Origin of the sequence: Flagellimonas algicola, assembly GCF_005937185.1 — a bacterium.
Lineage (GTDB): Bacteria > Bacteroidota > Bacteroidia > Flavobacteriales > Flavobacteriaceae > Flagellimonas > Flagellimonas algicola.
Window position 1 is genome coordinate 1226959 of sequence record NZ_VCNI01000002.1, and the last position, 18532, is coordinate 1245490.

The window sequence follows — 18532 nt, forward strand, 5'->3', positions numbered from 1 at the left end:
AAAAAGCCGTTTTTAAGTTTTTCATTAAAATGTAATAGTATATCTTTGCAGCCGGAAAAAAAGCAGTTTTTCCCATCGTATTCAATTAAAAATAAACACAATAATGTCTAAAGTTACAGGTAAGGTTGCCCAAATTATTGGCCCCGTCATTGACGTTGAGTTTGAATCAGGAACAGAAATTCCGAAAATATACGATTCCTTGGAAATCGATAAAGCTGATGGTTCCAAATTGGTGCTTGAGGTGCAGTCGCACATCGGGGAAAATACGGTTCGTACCATTTCTATGGATTCAACAGATGGTTTAAGCCGAGGTGTTGAGGCCCATGCTACTGGAAATGCAATCCAAATGCCGATTGGCGAGGATGTATATGGTAGACTTTTTAATGTAATTGGTGACGCTATTGATGGTTTGGAAAACCTTCCAAAAGAAGGAGATAATGGACTTCCTATTCACAGGGAAGCTCCCAAATTTGAAGATCTTTCCACTTCCACAGAAGTACTTTTTACTGGTATCAAGGTAATTGACTTGATTGAGCCTTACGCTAAAGGGGGTAAGATTGGATTGTTTGGTGGTGCAGGTGTTGGTAAGACCGTATTGATTCAGGAATTGATCAACAACATCGCCAAAGGTCACGGTGGACTTTCTGTATTTGCCGGTGTAGGTGAAAGAACTCGTGAAGGAAATGATTTGCTTCGTGAGATGTTGGAATCAGGAATTATCAAATACGGTGATGATTTCTTACACTCTATGGAAGAAGGCGGATGGGATTTATCCAAAGTTGATAAAAAAGCAATGAAAGAGTCCAAAGCAACTTTCGTTTTTGGACAGATGAACGAACCTCCGGGAGCTCGTGCAAGGGTAGCCCTTTCCGGATTGACAATTGCTGAGTATTTCCGTGATGGTGCTGGAGATGGGCAAGGAAAGGATGTACTTTTCTTCGTAGATAACATTTTCCGTTTTACGCAAGCTGGTTCCGAGGTATCAGCCTTGTTGGGTCGTATGCCTTCCGCGGTAGGTTACCAGCCTACTTTGGCCACAGAGATGGGTGCCATGCAGGAAAGGATTACCTCTACAAAAAGAGGATCCATTACATCGGTACAGGCGGTTTACGTGCCTGCGGATGACTTGACGGATCCTGCTCCGGCAACTACTTTTGCCCACTTGGATGCAACTACGGTACTTTCCCGTAAAATTGCAGAGTTGGGTATTTATCCTGCTGTGGATCCATTGGATTCCACGTCTAGGATTTTGACTCCGGAGATTTTAGGAAAGGATCATTACGAATGTGCACAGCGTGTTAAAGAGTTGTTGCAACGTTATAAAGAGCTTCAGGATATTATTGCCATCCTTGGTATGGAAGAACTTTCCGAAGAGGATAAATTGGCCGTAGGTAGAGCAAGAAGGGTACAGCGTTTCCTTTCCCAACCTTTCCATGTGGCCGAACAGTTTACAGGCATCCCTGGGGTATTGGTAGATATTAAGGATACCATCAAAGGGTTCAATATGATTATGGATGGTGAATTGGATCACTTGCCAGAATCTGCATTTAACCTTAAGGGTAGCATTCAGGATGCAATCGAGGCTGGAGAGAAAATGCTTGCCGAGGCGTAGCCAAGGTGAGTGCTGAGCGCAGTCGAAGCATTATTAATTATAAAAGATTCCCGTTTTCACGGGAATGACAATAAAAAATGTATTTAGAAATAGTATCACCAGAAGCCACTTTGTTTGCAGGAGAAGTAACCTCTGTTACCGTTCCTGGAATCAATGGTGAATTTCAAATGTTACAAAACCACGCCCCTATTGTTTCATTGCTACAACAGGGGGATGTAAAGGTTCAAGGTGACATTCAGATTGAAGAGGAGTTTCAAGGCAAATTTTCAAAAGGAGCCAATGGGGAGACAGTTTTGTCCATTACCAGCGGTACCATTGAAATGAAGGATAACAAAGTTATCGTGTTGGCAGATTAAGTTAACACTGTTACATAAATATAAAGGCCGCTCCATTTGAGCGGCTTTTTTTATTCCTGATATTCCAAAATGTCAGAAGGTTGGCAGTGCAATTCTCTGCAAATTGCTTCTAGGGTTGAAAAACGAATTGCTTTGGCTTTTCCTGTTTTAAGAATGGATAGATTAGCCGTAGTAATCCCAATTTTTTCGGCAAGTTCGTTGCTTTTCATTTTCCGTTTGGACAACACAACATCCAAGTTTACGATAATAGGCATGGCTAAATGGTTAAGTCGTTATCGGATTGGATAGCATATCCTTTCTTAAAAATATGAACTATGAATAATGCGGTTACACCAAATATGATATTTAGAATTGGATTATGGATGCCTCTGTAATCAGAATGTTGCATAATGAAGAAGTGAGTTACTAGATACAGTAAGGGCCCAACAAGCAAGTTCAAAAATGAGAAATATCTTAAGTGCTTTATAGCCGACTCAGTAAAAACTGTTTCTGATACAAATGCTTTAAATATATTGGATAGCACATAGAAAAAGATAGTACCATAAAGCATACTCAAGGTAATAGTGACAATAACATTGGTTTGATAATCACCTTTGGCAACGACCCCGAGAATGGGAAGTGAAATGTAATAACGAGCGTTGATTATTTCCACGTTGCTCAGTAAGAAGGATAAATCTATGTAAATGATAAAAAGTAGAAATCCTATTGAAATTGCCCTAAATATATAGAAAAGGTATTTGGATAGTGAATTTGGACCGAATACCTTTAGATTATTGGAGTTGTTTTTCATTTTATTATCGTTTAACAATAATAAAAATATATAAAATTATTGATAAACAATAATTAGTAATCATAAAACAATTAAAACCCAGTCTTTTCCATCATCTCCTTGGTACCTTTTGAGCTCGGTGAATCCGATGGCAAGATGTGCATTTAGGGAACGTTGATTCTTTGCGTCGACTTCGGTGATTATCGTATCCATTCCCTCGGGAAGTTTTGCTTGCATTGTTTCATATAGTTTCCGAAAAACCCCTTTGCCCCGATAATTTTTGTCAACGCAGATTTGCCCCATGACCATATAGTTTTGACGTCCGCTAATCGCTAGATTAATTTCATGGAACATGGGTTTTAACACCGTTATACTTTCGGAAAATTTAGGATGCATACAAAGGGCATAGGCTACCACTTTTTCATGGTCCAAAGCGATGATGTGCCCACATTCTTCATTCATTTCCTTTAAAATGGAAAACGAATGCTCTACCGTTAAAAAACCTTCATTTTTCAGTTCTTCTGCTGATATATTTTTAGGAAGGTTCCGTTGCTGGAGCTCAAGAATTTGTTCCAGATGGCCATCGCTGGTTGCTTGTGTGTATCGGACCATTTATTCCGTTTTGAGCCAAGATTTTCGGAACGTCAACATTTCCTCGGAAGGAGCTCCCTCCATATCTTCCATAAGTTTGATGGTATAGGAAGGGCTTGGAGTTAAGACTATGGTTGTATTTTTTTTATCCCCATAACGTTTGTAATTCACCTGAAGCGATTTTCCGATCTCAAACTGTCCCAGATAGGCTCTGAAATCTTGTCCTTCTGCGAAGGGAATGGCATTGATATTTAGAATAACATCCCCTTTTGTCAAACCTGCTTTGTACGCGGGAGTTCCAATTGCTGGATTGCGCATAACACTTCCTCCATCTTTGTTCATAGAAACAAAGGAACCAAAATGAGGCTGCTCCCCTATTTGGACCAAATTTACCCCAGCAAGTTCCAAAAGTGCTTTGTAATTGGGCATTCCGCTTTTGTATATGTAAGTATTAAAGAAGCGGTCTCCGAACGCTTCTCCCGCATATTGACTAAGCGTTTCATGAAGATTGGAGATGGTATATGGAATTTCCTTTTTCCCGAATTTATTCCAAATCATTTTCATATAATCGTCCAAAGTGAGCCCATTTTGTCTTAGTGATAAATCCAAGGCCAAGCCTAAAACGCTGCCATAGGAATAATAAGAAATGAAAGTGTTTTCCCGATTAACGGGATCCACGGAAGTGGCTGCATCCACAAAGGGAGCTTGATAACTCATCTCTATAGGATTAAAGAAACGTCTTGCAGGGGATGTCCAAACATAATTGAAGGTACCGGTAAGGCCCTCTACATATTCCTTTGGAGAAATTAAACCAGCCCTGCACAAGATCAAATTGGTATAGTAACTGGTAAAACCTTCGGCAAACCAAAGTTCTCCGCTCATATTGGCTTCCTCAAAATTGAAGGGTTCCAGGCTTTTTGGTCGGATACGTTCCACATTCCAGGCATGAAAAAATTCATGGGAAACCGTGACAATATTGCGCTCCATTCCGCCCTCGGCCAAACTGCGGGTGCTGGTTAGGATGGTCGAATTTCTATGTTCCATCCCATCCCCAGATGCGTTGGGAACGTAACAAGCTAAAAAGGTATAAGTACCATAATCAAAGTTGGGAAGCTCTCCGTACACTTCCTTTTGGGCCAAAACCGTTTTTTTTACCTTCTCAAAGTAGGTGTCAGCCTCTTCCTCAGTCCCGTTGTGATGCAATGCCAGTTGTATGGTCTGCCCGTCCAAATCAAAAATTTTAAGAGTAAATTTGCTGATTTCGGTAGGGCTGTCCATAAAATAGTACAAATTGGGCGCGGAGTAGGTAGTTCCAGATACCAATGACAATTGGGTAGCCACTTTCCAACCCAAGTCTTCCCGAACATTAAAATCGACTTCAATTTTCCGCTCTTTTAAGGTTGGGGCATACATAAAAGTGGGCGGAATGTTCAAATGTGCATGGGTTTCATCTATTTGGGAGTAAGTACCGTCCCCTCGATTCGCAAACAGGATATAATTTATGTTGATGGTGCCATCATGGCCAGTGACTTTCCATTCATACGGATTTGGTCGTGTTGTATCCAATCGATTTCCCTTGCCGTCGGTCGCCTTAAAAGCGTATACATTTTTAGCAAATTCGTGAAGGGCATATCGCCCAGGGGAAGTTCGGCTCATCCTCAAAGAAAGGGTGTCGGTTTTTATATCGGGAAAAGTAGCTGTGATTAGAGCTTCGTGATGCACAGCATTTTCAAAAGAAATGGAATAGGTATTTGTTTGACCTAGCAAGGGCAAAACCGTAAGTAGAGAAATTAAGGAAAAAAGTAGCCTCATTTGATTGCTATTAGAAAGCAACTAATTTAATCATTTAAAGAGAGTAAACACTAAATTTGGGGCATGGGGAAACTACCAGCAAAATTGGAGTCAAAACTTGCGGAACGTTCGGCGAATCAATCTTTGAGAAGCCTTCCAGAGGAGGCGGACAGGGTTGATTTTTCCTCCAATGACTACTTGGGGTTGGCACGGGAAAGGGCGATAGGTAAAAAGACGAAGGACCTACTCTTGTTAGATGGGGAATGGAGGCGTGGAGCTAGTGGTTCCAGATTACTCTCGGGGAATCATGCACTATACCCAAAGTTGGAATCTTTTCTGGCCAAGCACCATAATTCTGAGGCTGCTTTGGTTTTTAATTCGGGTTACGATGCGAACGTCGGTTTTTTTTCCTCGGTACCCCAACGTGGGGACATGGTACTTTATGACGAACTGATTCATGCCAGTATCCGGGATGGAATCAAGATGGGGAATGCAAAGAGCTATAAGTTTGCTCACAATGACCTTGAGGATTTAAGAACCAAAGTGGAAAAGTCACTTCGAGCGCTGTGTCTGCCGACAGGCAGGCAGTCGAGAAGTAATGATTCCGAAATCTATATTGTTACCGAGTCTGTTTTTTCAATGGACGGAGATTCTCCCGATCTCAAACCCATGGTTCAAATATGTCGCGACAAAGGCTGCCACTTAATTATTGATGAAGCCCATGCAACCGGAATTTATGGTGATGGAAGGGATTTGGTTTGCAAAATGGGACTTAAGGACGAAATTTTTGCAAGAATCATCACCTTTGGCAAAGCCATGGGCGGCCATGGTGCCGCAATTTTGGGAAGCGAGGACTTAAAAACCTATCTTATTAATTTTGCCCGAAGTTTGATTTATACCACTGCCCTTTCACCGCATTCTGTTGCTGGGATTTTGGCATCATATCATTTTTTGGAGTCCAATGGAAAGGATCATATCATTGGTTTGCTGAACAATATTGAACATTTTAATGCCCAGATTAGGGAACTGGGTTTGGAGAAGAATTTTATCGAAAGCAATTCTGCGATACATTGTCTTATTGTCCCTGGGAACCAACAGGTGAAGTCCTTGGCCGGTCATTTACAGCAGGCCGGCTATAATGTCAAACCCATTCTCTCACCAACGGTCAAGGGAGGAGAGGAACGATTGAGATTTTGTTTACATGCATTCAATACAAGGGAAGAAATAACCAGCATATTAAAAGAAGTTAAAAATTACCTTAACTAATGGAACAAGAGTTTTTTACATTGGGAAGCTTTGAATTTCCGGCGGATGTCCAAATTATCAAGGGGAAACTGGAGGCCGAAGGCATTCCGGTATTTTTGAGGGATGAGAATACCATAAATTCGGATCCTTTGATCAGTAGTGCTATAGGTGGTGTTAAACTCCAAGTGCGCACATCAGATAAAGAAAGAGCTAAACAGATATTTGATGAGGTAAGAAACTACGCCACCGATATGGAAGGCAAACCTATTGTCTGTCCAAACTGCAAGGCGGAACGTTCAGAAATTTATTATTCGAGAAACAGTATTTTTTACAAACTTTTTCCCTTTTTTGAGCTTAAGAAATATAGATGTACCGCCTGCAACTTCATTACAAAACCTGAATCATGAGCTATTTTATTACCGGAACATCCACCGAAGTGGGCAAGACCATTGCTTCGGCCATTGTGGTGGAAGCCTTGGAGGCCGATTACTGGAAACCTGTACAGGCCGGGGATTTACATTATTCTGACAGCCATAAGGTTCAAGAATTGATTTCCAACCCTAAAAGCAAGATCCACCAGAACAGCTATGCGCTACAGACTCCCATGAGCCCTCATGCTGCGGCTGAAATTGATGGAATTCAGATAGAATTGGATAAAATAACGCCTCCTAAAACTCAAAACAGATTGGTGGTTGAAGGTGCAGGAGGATTGTTGGTTCCTCTAAATGATAGCGATACTATTTTTGATTTGATCCAACCCGAGGACAAGGTAATCGTGGTCTCCCGCCATTACTTGGGAAGCATTAATCATTCCCTTTTAACCATTGAAAAACTCCAGGAAAAGAATCTAAAGATTGGGGTCATATTCAGCGGAGACGAACATCCTACCACGGAAAGTATTATTCTAAAGAAAACTGGGGTTACTTTTCTGGGAAGAATCAATGAAGAACAGGAGTTTGATAAGGAAGTTGTAAAGAAATATGCCGCCAATTTCAAGCAGGCGCTGGAATCATTTTAGCCTTTGGTAGACCAATCCACGGTCAATGGTTTTCACCAGTTCATAATGCTGGGCTAGATAGGCATCGATATAGGCATTGAATTCCAAAAGTTTTTTGTCAAAAATGGTTTCTCGTTTTCTGGTCACCAAGGTTTTCGGCTTTATTTCCTCCATAATATAACGAAGTTCTTCCATGCCCGTTGTTCTCGGGTTGTCCATAAATGGAAAGAGCTTGTCCCTTGTTATATTGCTAGGGTGGGTAGCAGCCTTGGTTGGCGGAGTTTCGCCTAAAACCCAATATCCAATATGATATTCCGTAAAGAAAATGTTCTGGGTCTCAAGCTTGTTTTCAATGATATAGTTGGGAACATCTATTCCTTCGCCATTAAAAAAGGAACCTTTTTCCATTTTATTGTTGATAACATTGACGTACTCCAAATAGGCCTCCATCGGAGTCAGTACAAGCAGAACACCTGCAACGATTTTGAGATTTTTTTTCAAAGGGGGCAATTTACTTACAGCAATGGCAACCAGAATAAGTAAAAAAGGATATAGCTGTATCAGATAATGACCATTGACCTTCCCGGTTTGCATAAACGAAACAAAGACACCCAAGATAACCAACAGCAATACTTGAATTTCCTTGGATTTCCTATCGATAAGCTTTTTACCAATACCCAAACCAAGCAAGAGAAGGGTGCTCAAAACCACGGGCAGTGCTTTGCCTATGGAGTGAAACTTGGATTGCGAATAAGCCAGAGGGGCCTCAAAAATAGATGACCACCATGTTGCCAATTCCCCTTGAAAGTAATAGGGGACAGCTGTTAAGGTTACCAATAAAATAAATCCGATACCCATCCAGATAAGATGTTGCAAATCTTTCCAGAAATTTTGCGCCTTAAGCGCGGCCCATAGCAGGTAGATACCAAGGGTCAGCATGGGGTAGGCCATGTTCAGTTTGGACATGACTGAAATTCCAAGGAGAACCCCAACTACCAAAGACCACCAAAGTCCACGCTTAGATAATTGTAAATAAAGTGCGATTACAAAGAACAGCGTGCAGATATGCTCGGACATGACGCCTTGTAAACTGCCAAAAAGACTCAGGAAGAAGACGGTAAAGATAGCACACCAAAAGCCTACTTTCTTGGAGGTAATTCGTGTTGCCATACCATAGGTAAAGAGCGCGGTAAGCGCAACCAAGAGGGTCCCAAACAAGCGAATGGCAATGAAACTTTTTCCAAAAACAGCAATGATTCCGGCAAAAAATAAAAAAGTGACCGGGGGTTTTAAATCCCAAAGCTGGGTATAAGGTAAATGACCATCTACCCAAGATTGCGCCATGATGATAAAGGTACTCTCATCCCGATCCACATAGTCCCTAAAAAAGAAAGGGAACCGGATGAATAAGGCAACCAAAAACAATACAAAAAACACTGTTTTCCAGTCTAATCTACTGTTTAGGGAATCAAGAAATCCAATAGCTTTCTTAAGCACGGTGCGGTTGGTGTTTTTTAGGTTTTAATTACCATCTTTGCAAGATATATAAATTGAAGCGTTTGACTAATCCCACAGCATTGGAAAAGTTATCGGATCGGGACAAAAAGCATCTTTGGCACCCCCTCACACAGCATAAGACCCATTCGGAAATGTTGGCCATTTCCAAGGCCAAAGGTGTGCTACTTTTTGATGAGGAAGGAAAAGAATACATAGATGGTATTTCCTCTTGGTATACCTGTATGTATGGCCATTGTCACCCCTTTATTTTGGAAAGAGTGGGAAACCAGATGCAGCGGTTGGACCAAGTGGTTTTTAGTGGGTTTACGCATGAACCTGCGGTGAAACTTTCGGAAGAGCTTATCAAAATATTACCCGCCAACCAAGAAAAACTCTTTTTCTCGGACAATGGGTCCACAGCTACGGAAATTGGGATTAAAATGGCATTGCAATACCACTTTAACCAAGGTGAAAAACGCAATGTGCTCTTGGCCTTTGAGGAAGGTTTCCATGGTGATACTTTTGGGGCGATGTCGGTTTCGGGATTATCTGTATACAATGGTCCGTTTGAAGATTTCTTTATTGAAGTGGATCGTATTCCCGTTCCCACTCAAGACAATATCGAATCGGCTTTGGCCCAGTTGGAAATCAAATTGAAAAACAACAATATAGCGGGATTTATTTATGAGCCTTTGGTTCAAGGAGCAGCGGCTATGAAAATCCACGATGCTGACGGACTTGACCGTATATTGGCACTTTTGAAGAACCACGGGGTGCTCACCGTTGCTGATGAGGTTATGACCGGATTTGGCAAGACCGGGAAGCATTTTGCATCAGACCATTTAGATACCAAACCGGATATCATGTGTTTGTCCAAGGCATTAACGGCCGGTCTCGTTCCCATGGGTTTGACTACCTGTACCCAAGAAGTGTATCAGGCTTTTTATAGTGATGACATATCCAAAGGGCTTTTCCATGGCCACACGTATACGGCAAACCCTTTGGCCTGCACTGCCGCTTTGGCTGCAGTTGAATTGTTACAAACCGAAGAAATTCAAGAAAATATTCAAAACATTATCCAATGGCATAAGGTATTTGATTCAGAGATTAAAGACCATCCCAAAGTCGCACAAACCAGGCAGCTCGGAGTAATTTATGCATTGGATTTGGATATTCAGATGGAGCGGTATGGGAATCTAAGGGACAAGCTGTTCAAGCATTTTATGGATGAAGGGGTTTTTCTCAGGCCTTTGGGAAATACCATTTATATTTTAGCTCCATATGTAACAACGGAGATTCAAATGAACAAGATTTACGATACGATAAAATCAGCTTTGGAAATTGTATAGTCAATCAAAAATGTTGGAACAACCCATTTCCATAACCGCCTTATCTTCCATTTCTGCATTGGGGAGTTCCATGGTAGAAGTCTGGAATTCGTATCAAGAAGGGAACCATAAATTAACCCACACTTGTATTGGCGACCAGAAAGTTTGGGCCTCTTACCTTCCAAAGCCTTTGAAAGCTGAGGTAACTGCCCTAAAGCAATCCGATTCTAAATATGAACAGCTGGACGACTCTGTACTCTTTGCGCTGTTGGCGGCCAGAAGGGTCATTGAACAATCGGGATGGGATGCCATCGCTAACTTTGGGGTAAATATTGGATCTTCCAGAGGGGCTACCGGCTTGTTTGAAAAGTATCATGAAGATTTCTTGAAAGTTGGGAAATCCTCCACCTTGTCATCCCCCACCACTACCTTGGGAAATATTTCGTCCTGGGTGGCCCATGATTTAAAATCCAAAGGACCGGATATATCCCATTCCATAACCTGCTCAACGGCCTTGCATGCAGTTTTAAATGCTGTGGCTTGGCTACAGAGTGGACTGACCGATAAATTCTTGGTAGGTGGTAGCGAGGCACCACTGACCCCTTTTACCATATCCCAAATGCAGGCTTTGAAAATATATTCGAAAATGTCACCTGGAGCGCAGTCGAGAGGAGCCGGAAAAATACAATACCCTTCTCGGGCAATGGATTTGGAGAAGAAACAAAACTCCATGGTATTGGGAGAAGGCGCTGCCATGGCCTGTTTGGAAAAGGGAAAACAAGCAAATGCCTTGGGGTACATCATCGGTATAGGGTATGCCACAGAACTCTTACAACATAACGTTTCCATTTCTACAGATGCCCAGTGTTTTCAGGATTCCATGAAAATGGCCTTGGGTGAACTAGATCCATCTGAAGTGGATGCCGTTGTGATGCATGCTCCTGGTACCGTAAAGGGGGATTTATCAGAATTTAAGGCCATAGAAAAAGTTTTTTGTAACAAAACTCCATTTTTAACAACCAATAAATGGAAAGTAGGTCACACCTTTGGTGCTTCGGGACTTTTAAGTGTTGAAATGGCCCTGCTCATGTTACAGCACCAAACCTATATTACAACTCCTTTTTTTAACCAGGAACAGAGGTCGAAAACCATCAAAAATGTGATGGTCAATGCAGTAGGCTTTGGAGGGAACGCCGTGTCTATTTTACTTTCCAAATAAGACGTTTTTTATTACACAAAAGTCTTATCTTTTTATTCAAAATAACAACCTAAAACTATTGATTATGGAAGAATGGTTTACCGCACTCACCCTTTTTGAAAAAGTCTATTGGATAACAGCACTTGCCGGTTCGGTAGTATTGCTCATCTTAATGATCTTGACCTTTGTAGGTGGGGATATCGATGATGTTAGCGGCGATATAGATGCGGATATAGACGGGGATGGAGGTTTAGGGTTTCAATTCCTGTCCTTTAAAAATTTGGTAGGCTTTTTTACCATTTTTGGTTGGTCTGGAATCTCTTGCATCGAAAATGGACTTTCAACAGGCCTTACCATTCTTATTTCTGTGGTTTGTGGATTACTGATGATGTTGCTCATGGCTTCCCTGTTTTATTACCTCAGCAAGATGCAGAGCAGTGGAACCTTAAAACTCAAAAATGCCCTAAATCAAATTGGGGAAGTATACCTAACCATAGGTGCGAATAGGTCTAGTATAGGCAAAGTGAGCATAAATGTACAGGGAACACTACGTGAATTGCAAGCCTTGACCGATGAGGATATGGACCTTACCCAAGGTAACGTGGTCCAAGTAAAAGAAGTTACCGATAACGGAATATTGATTGTTAAACTCCTAAATAAATAACCATATGCTATTATTACCCTTACAGCTGGGCGGAGGAGCTTCGCTCTTAGGCATTGGCTTTGCCATTTTATTCGCCTTTATTATTATTATTTCTTTTATCCGGAGGTACAAAAGATGTCCTTCAGACCGAATCTTGGTCGTCTATGGAAAGGTTGGGTCTGGAAATTCAGCCAAATGTATCCATGGTGGTGCAGCCTTTATCTGGCCCGTGATTCAAGACTACGAATTTTTGGATTTGACTCCAATTTCAATTGAAGTTGACCTAACGAACGCCCTGAGTAGACAAAATATTAGGGTGAACGTACCCTCCAGATTTACCATTGGTATTTCCACGGAACCTGGAATTATGCAAAATGCCGCGGAACGACTTTTGGGATTGGGTATGCAAGAAGTCCAGGACTTGGCCAAGGAGATTATTTTTGGTCAGCTACGTTTGGTTGTGGCTTCCATGGATATCGAGGAAATCAACTCGGACAGGGATAAATTTTTGTCCAATATTTCTCAAAGTGTGGAGTCTGAATTGAAGAAAGTGGGTCTGAAATTGATCAACGTAAACATTACGGATATCGTTGACGAATCTGGATATATTGAAGCTCTTGGAAAAGAGGCTGCAGCACATGCCATCAACGCCGCAAGAAAGTCTGTTGCAGAAAAAAACAGGGACGGTTCTATTGGTGAGGCCAATGCAGTACAAGATGAACGTACTCAGGTAGCGGCTGCCAATGCAAAAGCTGTAGAAGGAGAAAACGTCGCCAAAATTGATGTGGCCAATTCCGATTCCTTGCGTAGACAAAGGGAAGCTGAGGCTGAACGTACGGCAATAGCTGCGGAAAAAGTGCAGGCGGCAAAAGCTTTGGAAGAGTCATATGCTGCTGAAAAAGACGCAGAAATGGCCAGAGCAGAACGGGAGCGTAGCTCTCAGGTAGCCGATATTGTGGTGCCAGCAGAAATTGATAAACGTAAAGTTGAGATTGATGCCGAAGCCGAGGCGGAAATGATTCGTAGAAAAGCCAAAGGGGAGGCAGATGCAATACTCTTCAAAGCGGAGGCTGAGGCAAAAGGTATTTTTGAAGTATTGACCAAGCAAGCAGAAGGTTTGGATAAGATTGTAAAGGCAGCAGGCAATGACCCTAAGGATGCAGTGCTACTTTTAATTGCTGATAAGCTACCTGAACTGGTGGAGAAACAAGCAGAAGCCATCAAAAACATCAAAATAGATAAGGTTACGGTTTGGGATTCTGGAACCAAGACCGAAGATGGCAAGAATTCCACGGCCAACTTCATTTCTGGAATGTACAAATCCGTTCCGCCTTTGCAGGAAATGTTCAATATGGCAGGGATGCAATTGCCTGAGTATCTCAAAGGAAAAGAGATTCCGGAACCAAATACGGACAAAGGCACGGGCAATAAACCCAAGGACACCAAAAAGTCAGAATAACAGCTTGATTTTTTGAAGAATGAGGTCATGATATATGTCATGGCCTTTTTCTTTTTAACGCCATATCATTGTAGGTTTAAAGGAATATGGGCTATTTTTGACCCTGAATTATACTCAACCCATGATTGCACCAAGACACGACTGGACCAAGGAAGAGATTCTTAACGTGTACAACAAACCCCTTATGGAATTGTTGTACGAAGCAGCTACCATCCATAGACAACATCATGATCCAAATACCGTACAGGTTTCCACTTTGCTATCCATAAAAACTGGTGGATGTCCGGAAGACTGCGGTTATTGCCCACAAGCGGCCAGATATCATACCGATATTGAAGGAAATGATTTGATGAGCGTGCAGCAAGTAAAAGCCCAGGCACTTCGTGCCAAGGAATCTGGAAGCTCACGCGTCTGCATGGGAGCAGCTTGGCGAAATGTAAAAGATGGCCCCGAGTTTGATCAAGTATTGGAAATGGTACGAACCATCAACAAACTGGATATGGAAGTATGCTGCACTTTGGGCATGTTGACGGAAAATCAGGCCAAAAGACTGGCTGAAGCAGGATTGTACGCCTACAACCATAATCTAGATACCTCAGAGGATTACTATAAGGATGTGATTTCCACTAGGGCTTTCCAGGATCGTTTGGACACTATTGACAACGTCCGCAAGAGTAATGTAACGGTCTGCAGTGGTGGGATTATTGGCATGGGGGAAGCGTTGGAAGATAGGGCAGGGATGCTTGTGGCCTTGGCTTCATTAAATCCGCAGCCGGAGTCTGTACCCATCAATGCCTTGGTTGCCGTAGAAGGTACCCCAATGGAAGATATTGAACCTATTTCCATCTGGGAAATGATTCGTATGGTAGCCACCACCCGAATTGTGATGCCTGAGACCCAGGTACGATTATCTGCAGGGCGTACCGATATGAGTAGGGAAGGACAGGCCATGTGCTTTTTTGCAGGGGCCAACTCCATTTTTGCGGGGGATAAATTGCTTACTACGCCGAATCCGGATGTGAACGAGGATATGGAAATGTTCAAGCTTTTGGGCTTGAACCCACAGAAACCCTTTACCAAAATTTCCCAACCCAAAACCGTGGAAGCCGAGGATTCCCAAATTGAATCCAAAGGTGAAAAACCTAAGTGGACTCGCCCAGGACATTCCATTGAGCGCAACGAAGTTGCAAAAGAGAAAGGGAAGCTAATTGCCAAGGAATAGGACTACAAGTACCCGTTTAAAAACCTTTTATTAATTTAGTTGTTTCAAAATCATTGAAATTTTGGAGCTTAACCTTGACCAAATTCCTCGCGAAAAGACCCTGACTAAAAAGGAATTCCTTCGCAAATACTTCCAACCGCAAAAGCCGGTGGTTATTGAACAGTTCATTGAGGATTGGCCAGCCTATTCCAAATGGAATCTGGATTATATGAAGGAAATAGCAGGGGAGAAAATCGTTCCCCTCTATGATGATAGGCCTGTAAAGCATGATGAAGGGTTCAATGAACCCCATGCCCAAATGAAAATGAAGGATTACGTTGACCTTCTACAAAGCGAACCCACCAAATATCGAATTTTTTTATGGAATGTCTTGAAGGAAGTACCCGAACTTCAGAAGGACTTTACATATCCTGATTTTGGTTTGCGTTTGATGAAAGGGCTTCCCATGCTCTTTTTTGGGGGAAGTAATTCGCACACCTTTATGCATTACGATATTGATTTGGCCAACATCTTTCACTTTCATTTTGAGGGGAGAAAACAGTGTATCCTTTTTTCACAATCCGAGACCAAATTTTTGTACAAGATTCCACATTCATTGATTACCCGGGAGGATATCGATTTTGCAAACCCTGATTTGGAAAAGTGGCCAGCATTAAAACATGCCAAAGGTCATGTTGCCCATTTGGAACATGGCAATGTATTGTACATACCTGAGGGGTATTGGCACCACATGAAATATATTACACCTGGATTTTCCATGAGCCTTCGTGCCATTGCCCGCAGACCCAGAAACTTCGGGAAAGCGATTTACAATATCATGTTCATGCGGCATTTTGACAATTTGATGCGTAGGTTAAAGGGTCAAAAATGGATTGATTGGAAAAACGAGCGGGCCATCGTTCGTACCCATAATATGGTATTTCAGAAGTAGGGAAAGGTTGTCCAAAATGCTTTATGGGATTTAGTCCTGATTGACGAGTTCCATAAGCTTTTCATAGACCAAATGGCTTTCCCACCCTCTATACAATAGGTAATCCGCAGTTTTTTTCTTTTTCTTCTGAATATTGGGTTCCTGTAGCTGCTCCCATCTTTTTTTGGCTAGCTCATCCAACGTATCCCTGTAATCTTCCTCATTGATTTCCTTTAGTGCACTTTTGATATTGAACCTTGAGATTTGTCGCGTTTTCAGCTCATTGACAATCCTGTTTTTACCCCATTTTTTGATATTAAATTTTCCACGGGCAAAACTCTGGGCAAAGCGTTCTTCATTTAAATAGTTTTCCTGTATCAAATGGGCCATAATGGTATCAATGGCCTGGGGAATCATGCGCATGCCCTTGAGCTTGTCCACTACTTCCTTATGACAACGGTCTTGATAGGCGCAGTAATGTTCCATTTTTCGCAGTGCCTCCTGCACGGAAATGTGCTTATGGGCTGGATTTGGGACGGGCATATTTACTATTCTTTGGTTACAACCAATTTGTTTCCGCTTGCAGTAAGCACGGAGTACGTATTGCTTTCTGTTGAGGTTGCTTCTCCTTCCATAATTACATAGCTTCCCTTATCCAGCTCCAATTGGATTTCCCATTCAGGGTTGGTTTGCTGCACTTCTATGGTATCGCTTGTATAGTAGATGGAAATTGAATTGTTGGCTACCTTTACATTTTCCAATGAGGTACCTTCATCCCAGGCAGTGGGTATTTGAGGTCTTACAACCACTCTTTTTTGATTGGCCATGGGTCGAATACCGAAAAATTGCTGCACAATGGGAATGGCATAAGAATAGATGTTCCAGGCCTGGGTCATCATCCCGTAGTCGGGGGAGACCTCGTAGATACTTCCAGGTAGGGCATAACTGAAGGTTCTGGTCATTCGCTCCAGATAATCCAAGGCCTCATCGGGTCTTCCATAATTGTTCTCGGCAATGGCCTGCACCCCGGTGGGCAAGGTCATCACTGCTCCGGTATAAGAAAACACCTTGCTGCCTTGAAACGATCCAAAATCCTTGCCTGCGGAATCGTCCCGGTCAATCCCGGTGACAAATACCCCAAAAGGATTGGTAAACTTTTTGGCCGTATCCAAGGCGGTTATGGCTTTGGCCGAATCGGCTATACCCATTTCCATGGGGGTGTTAACCACCCAGTTGTGATGGAGTACAAAAGGCTTTAGCGCGGTAGATGGGTTTTTAAGAATTTGCCCTTTGGTAGCCTCAAGTTCCTCAATGGCCCAGGGTTTGTTCAGGGTATCGGCACGGATAATGGCATCTTCGATAAGATGAATGGCCTGTTCATCCGTTCCTAAAAAATCGGCGTATGATCCAAAATCTTCAGACCAAAAATCTTCATTGATTTTTTCTTTGAGTTGGATGGCTAATTCAGCGTATTCCTTGACCAATGCTTCTTTGCCCAATTCTGAGGCAATTTTAGCAGCATCGTCAAAAGCTCTTTGGGTGTAAGCAGCTACATCGATCATTTCGCTGTTCAAACCATGTATTTCCATCATCCCGAAGCCGTCAGGGAAAAGGTTTTTGTTGTCATCGTTTTCTTCTAGGAGCCAGCTAAGTCCTTTTTGGATGGTGGGAAAGTACTTCTCCAGGAATTTCTTGTCCCCGTTCCAAGTGTAAATTTCCCAAATCAAGGATGCAAACTGTGGCGTCTCATTGACATTACCTGGATTAAAGACAAATCCATTGGTGGACATTTCGTGAAGAATCTTTCCATTTCCGTTTACAGCCACGGAAACGCTATCTAATAATTTTATGGTTTCATGCACTATCTTATCCTGACCTATGGCCATGTATCCTTTCAAGGCATATTCGCTGTCTACTCCAAACCACCAGGGGTAATCCGGGATTCCAGCTCCTATTCCGGTCCCTATTTCGGGAACAGTTCTCACCAGCCAATCACAGTTGTATTTGAGCCATTCAAAAGTCTGCTCCAATTGCTTATCGGGAATGGTAAGCTTAGTTTGTGATGCCAATTGCTGATAGCGCTCTTTTTTGGCTGAAGCCATAGGGATGAAATCCTTCTGAATGGCCGTAAAAGTGTTTTGGGCATCTTCTTTTGAAGTATACGACCCTGAAACAATGAAACTAATTTCAGCGGAAGATTTACTATCCAATTCTATCGAATAGGTTAGTGCGTTGGAACTTCCATTACCCTTTCCGCCAAAGGATTCATGGGCTATTGGGCTTTGGTCAGATCCAAAAATATTGAACCAAGCGTTATCATCATCCTGCACAACCCATTGTCCAGATTGAAAACTGGAGGAATCCTTGGCATCGAACATTTGGGTCTTTTCCCCCAACCAAGTAGGTCTTAAGTCTGTATGGCCTATGAATTGAAAGGAGGGTTGTTGCTTGCTTTCCGTGTTATTTCTAAAGATGTATTGTATGACCATCCCCTGCATATTGTCCGGTACAAATTGCCATCTTTCCACCTCAATATCCCCTGATGGCCATTCGAAAACATGCATATTGGCAAATGGGTAGTTGACAAATTCGGATGCTTTATTAAGGGTTAGGGTGTCATTTTCCATAATCAGTTGCGCATCAAAACCATCCATCAGTTTGATGGGATGGTTCCAAATCCCTCCCATTTCCCCTTTAATGTGCCAACCTAAATCGGGGAAGCTTCCATCTTGATGGCCCACCATATAGACTCTGTTACCTGCAGTTACAAAAGGAGAATCCAAATATTCCTTATGACCAGTAATTGATGGAGACTCCTCAAGGATTTCTGAAAGTGAATGTTGTGTTTTATCGGAACAACCTAAAAAAAGAAGTATTCCAAGGAGGAAGGTTACAGTTTTCATAGAGTGCAGGT

18 protein-coding genes are annotated in these 18532 nt (G+C 42.2%); 11 read left to right on the top strand and 7 right to left on the bottom strand.

What is annotated here, in order from left to right; genetic code table 11:
* The first annotated feature begins 103 nt into the window (after positions 1–103).
* Both atpD and FGG15_RS14380 read left to right on the top strand, forming a co-directional pair.
* Entirely contained in the window at positions 104–1612 is a 1509-nt protein-coding gene (atpD, locus tag FGG15_RS14375; protein WP_138837420.1) for a F0F1 ATP synthase subunit beta, read from the top strand.
* Between the two features lie 77 nt (positions 1613–1689).
* Positions 1690–1968: a F0F1 ATP synthase subunit delta/epsilon gene (locus tag FGG15_RS14380; protein WP_138837422.1), complete on the top strand. Its 279-nt coding sequence runs from the start codon at positions 1690–1692 to the stop codon at positions 1966–1968.
* Positions 1969–2018: 50 nt separating this feature from the next.
* Here the strand turns inward: FGG15_RS14380 and FGG15_RS14385 are convergent, their stop codons facing one another.
* Genes FGG15_RS14385 through FGG15_RS14400 form a run of 4 tightly spaced genes read right to left on the bottom strand, consistent with a single transcriptional unit; the run spans position 2019 to position 5140 of the window.
* Complete coding sequence (locus tag FGG15_RS14385; RefSeq protein ID WP_138837424.1) at positions 2019–2222, bottom strand: helix-turn-helix domain-containing protein; 204 nt, start codon at positions 2220–2222, stop codon at positions 2019–2021.
* Between the two features lie 2 nt (positions 2223–2224).
* Entirely contained in the window at positions 2225–2758 is a 534-nt protein-coding gene (locus tag FGG15_RS14390) for a DUF2975 domain-containing protein (protein ID WP_138837426.1), read from the bottom strand.
* 60 nt (positions 2759–2818) lie between these two features.
* The gene (locus FGG15_RS14395) at positions 2819–3349 is read right to left on the bottom strand and encodes a GNAT family N-acetyltransferase (RefSeq protein WP_138837428.1); all 531 of its coding nucleotides are present in this window, start codon (positions 3347–3349) and stop codon (positions 2819–2821) included.
* Complete coding sequence (locus FGG15_RS14400; RefSeq protein WP_138837430.1) at positions 3350–5140, bottom strand: M61 family metallopeptidase; 1791 nt, start codon at positions 5138–5140, stop codon at positions 3350–3352.
* Positions 5141–5203: 63 nt separating this feature from the next.
* On the opposite strand from FGG15_RS14400, the gene FGG15_RS14405 reads away from it, so the two are divergent.
* From FGG15_RS14405 to bioD, 3 genes are read left to right on the top strand one after another with little or no spacing between them, the layout of a single operon-like run.
* The gene (locus FGG15_RS14405) at positions 5204–6385 is read left to right on the top strand and encodes an aminotransferase class I/II-fold pyridoxal phosphate-dependent enzyme (RefSeq protein WP_138837432.1); all 1182 of its coding nucleotides are present in this window, start codon (positions 5204–5206) and stop codon (positions 6383–6385) included.
* Positions 6385–6771 (top strand): putative signal transducing protein, encoded by a 387-nt coding sequence (locus tag FGG15_RS14410; RefSeq protein WP_138837434.1) that lies wholly within the window; start codon positions 6385–6387, stop codon positions 6769–6771. Before FGG15_RS14405 ends, FGG15_RS14410 begins: the two co-directional genes overlap by 1 nt.
* Positions 6768–7382, top strand: a complete 615-nt coding sequence (gene bioD / locus FGG15_RS14415; protein WP_138837436.1) for a dethiobiotin synthase — start codon at positions 6768–6770, stop codon at positions 7380–7382. Before FGG15_RS14410 ends, bioD begins: the two co-directional genes overlap by 4 nt.
* On the opposite strand, the gene FGG15_RS14420 is transcribed toward bioD, so the two are convergent.
* Positions 7374–8858, bottom strand: coding sequence for an ArnT family glycosyltransferase (locus tag FGG15_RS14420; protein WP_138837438.1), 1485 nt, complete (start codon positions 8856–8858; stop codon positions 7374–7376). The genes bioD and FGG15_RS14420 overlap by 9 nt on opposite strands.
* A 53-nt stretch (positions 8859–8911) precedes the next feature.
* Here FGG15_RS14420 and bioA point away from each other — a divergent pair, with 53 nt between their 5' ends.
* From bioA to FGG15_RS14450, 6 genes are all read left to right on the top strand, one after another.
* Entirely contained in the window at positions 8912–10207 is a 1296-nt protein-coding gene (bioA, locus tag FGG15_RS14425) for an adenosylmethionine--8-amino-7-oxononanoate transaminase (protein ID WP_237561827.1), read from the top strand.
* Between the two features lie 13 nt (positions 10208–10220).
* Entirely contained in the window at positions 10221–11405 is a 1185-nt protein-coding gene (locus FGG15_RS14430) for a beta-ketoacyl synthase N-terminal-like domain-containing protein (protein WP_138838317.1), read from the top strand.
* A gap of 64 nt (positions 11406–11469) precedes the next feature.
* On the top strand, positions 11470–12048 hold the full coding sequence (locus tag FGG15_RS14435; protein WP_138837440.1) for a hypothetical protein: 579 nt from the start codon (positions 11470–11472) through the stop codon (positions 12046–12048).
* A 4-nt stretch (positions 12049–12052) separates the two neighbouring features.
* Positions 12053–13486: a flotillin family protein gene (locus FGG15_RS14440; RefSeq protein WP_138837442.1), complete on the top strand. Its 1434-nt coding sequence runs from the start codon at positions 12053–12055 to the stop codon at positions 13484–13486.
* A gap of 121 nt (positions 13487–13607) precedes the next feature.
* Entirely contained in the window at positions 13608–14708 is a 1101-nt protein-coding gene (bioB, locus tag FGG15_RS14445) for a biotin synthase BioB (RefSeq protein ID WP_138837444.1), read from the top strand.
* A 61-nt stretch (positions 14709–14769) separates the two neighbouring features.
* Positions 14770–15639: a cupin-like domain-containing protein gene (locus FGG15_RS14450; protein WP_138837446.1), complete on the top strand. Its 870-nt coding sequence runs from the start codon at positions 14770–14772 to the stop codon at positions 15637–15639.
* A gap of 30 nt (positions 15640–15669) precedes the next feature.
* Here FGG15_RS14450 and FGG15_RS14455 read toward each other — a convergent pair whose 3' ends face one another.
* Positions 15670–16161, bottom strand: a complete 492-nt coding sequence (locus FGG15_RS14455) for a regulatory protein RecX (protein ID WP_138837448.1) — start codon at positions 16159–16161, stop codon at positions 15670–15672.
* A gap of 5 nt (positions 16162–16166) precedes the next feature.
* The gene (locus tag FGG15_RS14460; RefSeq protein WP_138837450.1) at positions 16167–18521 is read right to left on the bottom strand and encodes an alpha-L-rhamnosidase-related protein; all 2355 of its coding nucleotides are present in this window, start codon (positions 18519–18521) and stop codon (positions 16167–16169) included.
* Between the last annotated feature and the right edge of the window lie 11 nt (positions 18522–18532).